Origin of the sequence: Micromonospora sp. (assembly GCF_048594385.1) — a bacterium.
Lineage (GTDB): Bacteria > Actinomycetota > Actinomycetes > Mycobacteriales > Micromonosporaceae > Micromonospora > Micromonospora wenchangensis.
Window position 1 is genome coordinate 1 of record NZ_JBMDWU010000190.1, and the last position, 2,459, is coordinate 2,459.

The 2,459-nt window shown below is 72.4% G+C and carries 2 protein-coding genes; both read right to left on the reverse strand.

What is annotated here, in order from left to right; genetic code table 11:
- Nucleotides 1–846: polyketide synthase dehydratase domain-containing protein (locus ACOJTC_RS10290; RefSeq protein ID WP_420116685.1), on the reverse strand; the 846-nt coding region annotated here is incomplete at its 3' end.
- 10 nt (nucleotides 847–856) lie between these two features.
- On the reverse strand, nucleotides 857–2,459 hold a 1,603-nt coding region (locus tag ACOJTC_RS10295), incomplete at its 5' end, for an acyltransferase domain-containing protein (RefSeq protein ID WP_420116686.1).

Genomic DNA, 2,459 nt, shown 5'->3' on the forward strand with positions numbered 1-2,459 from the left:
GGGGGCGGGGGCCCAGTCGATCCGGGTGAGCAGCCGCCCGGTCGCCGGTGCGGGGGGCGCGGCCGGCAACCGGCGCATCCGTACCCCGGTGAGTTCGGCGACGACCCGGCCTGTGGCGTCGACCAGGATGGCGTCCGCGACGGACCAGGCGTCCCGCACGGCGGTACGGCGTACCCGGACGGTCACTCCGGTGCTGAGCGGGGACAGCTCGGTGTGCAGGGCGAGGCGGGCCACCCCGATCGGCAGCATCGGCCCCGGCGGGTCGCCACCGGTGAGGTCCTGGAGGGCGCAGCTGACCACCTGGAAGACGCCGTCGATCAGCAGCGGGTGGGAGTACCACGGCAGTGGCTGGGCCACCGTCTCCAGGGTCGCCTCGGCGGTACCCGTGCCGACGGCGAGCCGGCGTACGGTGCGGAAGTCCGGCCCGTAGACCAGGCCGGCGGCCGACCAGCCGGCGTAGACGCGTTCCGGCGGGACGGGTACCGGGCAGCTCACCGCCCAGGCGGCCGGCGGGTGGGTGCCGGACGGGATCGGTCCGCCCGACCCGGTGGAGACCGTCCGGCGGCCCCCGGGGGTCACCGCGCCCAGCTCGAACCGGGCCCGCTCTCCCAGGGTCACGTCGAGGCGGCCGGTGACCTGCTCGCCGTCGGCGACCGTGAACGGCCTGACGAAGGCGACGTCGACGAGTTCGAGCGGGCGGAACGCCCGACGTTGGGCGACCCCCAGCAGGGCCATCTCCAGTTGCACGGCGGCGGGCAGGATGCCGAGACCGCCGGAGCGGTGCTGGGCGATGAACGGCTCGTGGGCGGCGAAGGTCTTCTCGTAGGTTTCGACCCGGTACGTCACGGTCCCTCGCTCAGTGCTCGTAGTGACGGTCGAACAACGGGTGGCCGACTGCCCCGTCACCCGCTGCGGGTACGGAAGCCTCCGGCTCCGGTCGACGCCGCGCGGCGGAACCGGGGAACCGGGGTGCGCTCAGCTCCCGGCGCTCGAAGGGGTAGGTGGGGATGGTGGTGGTGCGGTGTCCCTTCCCGTGGTGGATTCCGGCCCAGTCGAGGTCGCCGTGGCCCTGGTTGTAGAACGACGTGATGGCGGTGTGGAGCTGGGTCTGGTCGTCGTGGTCGCGGCGCAGCGTCGGCAGCCAGGTCAGGTCGGTGTCGGTGAGGGTCGCCCGCGCCAGACCGGTCAACACCGGATGCGCGCCGATCTCCCAGAAGACCCGTCCGCCGGCTGCACAGGCCGCTTCGACCGCCTGGGTGAAACGCACCGGTCGGCGGATCCCCGAACCCCACACCTGGCCGTCGGCCACCGACCGGGCGTCATGCCAACCACCCGTCACCGTGGAGGCGAAACCGATCCGTGGCGGTGACGCCATCGCCTGCCCGAACGCCTGGGCGAACGGGTCCACCGCCCCGGCCATCGCCGCCGAGTGGAACGCGTGGCTGACCGTCAACCGCTGCGTCCGCAACCCCGACCCGGCACCGAACGCCTCCACCGCCCCGGCCGGGCCGGAGATCGTCACACTGCGCGGAGCGTTGAACGCCGCGATCTCCACCCCCGGAAACGACGGCAACACCGCCTCCACCGACGCCGCGTCGGCGAACACCACCGCCATCGCCCCGTCCGCGGGTTGCGCCTGCATCAACCCACCCCGTACCACCGCCAACCGCAACACCTCCGGCAACGACAGCACCCCCGCCGCCCACCCCGCGGTCAACTCCCCCACGCTGTGACCCACCACCAGACCCGGGCGTACCCCCCACGCCTGCAACAACCGCACCAACGCGACCTGCACCGACACGATCGCCACCTGCGCGAACCGGGTCTGCACCAGCTCGCCACCGCGCGCTCCGAACACCACCTCCCGCAACGGCACGTCCCCACCCGACGCCACCAGCTCGGCGCACTCGTCGAACGCCGCCCGGAACACCGGCTCGGTCGCGTACAAACCCGCAGCCATCCCCGGGTACTGCGAACCCTGGCCCGAGAACAGGAACACCGACACCGGCGGCTGATTCGACAACCGGGCCACCGGCCGGTCCCCACCCGCGACCGCATTCAATCCGGCGGCCAACTCCGACCCGTCAGAACCCTGGACCGCCACCCGGAACCGATGCGACGCACGACCCACATTCGCCGTGAAACCCACATCACCCAGCACCGACGAATCCACACCCGACAACATCCGCGCATACCCGTCCGCGAGCCGACGCACCCCGTCCTCACTGGCCGCGGACACCTTCACCACGAACGACTGCTGCGGCAGGGGTTCCCGGTCGGCCGGGAGCGGCGCCTCCTCGACGATGACGTGCGCGTTCACCCCACCCATGCCGAACGCCGACACCGCCGCCCGACGCGGCGCACCCGCCACCCGAGGCCACGACACCGGCTTGTCCGCCACAAAGAACGGCGTGTCCTCGAACCGGATATGGTCATTCGGCCGCACCACATGCAACGTC